The sequence below is a fragment of the Chromohalobacter sp. HP20-39 genome (genome assembly GCF_033052815.1).
In the GTDB taxonomy this organism is placed as follows: domain Bacteria; phylum Pseudomonadota; class Gammaproteobacteria; order Pseudomonadales; family Halomonadaceae; genus Chromohalobacter.
This window is the reverse complement of the sequence record NZ_JAWHTP010000568.1, coordinates 1-279: the sequence shown is the minus strand read 5'-3', so window position 1 is coordinate 279 and position 279 is coordinate 1. Positions and strand designations below refer to the sequence as shown.

Annotated in this window: 1 protein-coding gene; it reads left to right on the top strand. The window is 63.1% G+C overall.

What is annotated here, in order from left to right; genetic code table 11:
• Window positions 1–279 (top strand): hypothetical protein (locus tag RVY79_RS19230; RefSeq protein WP_317466162.1); only part of this gene is annotated, 279 nt, incomplete at both ends.

The window sequence follows — 279 nt, the reverse complement described above, 5'->3', positions numbered from 1 at the left end:
CTGAACAAACAGATCTACGGCGTGGTGGGCACGAAGAAGTCGTACGCCAACCAGACGTACAGCTCGGCCGAACTGCAGTCGCTGATCCAGGCCGGCATCGACCTGATCACCAACCCGGTACCGGGGGGCTCGTACTTCGGCTGCCGCGCGGGCCACAACAGCAGCTCGAACTCGCTGACGCAGGGTGACAACTACACCCGCATGACGAACTACATCGCCAGCACGATCAACGCCGGCATGGGCAAGTACGTCGGCCAGTTGCAGTCGGCCACGGACCGC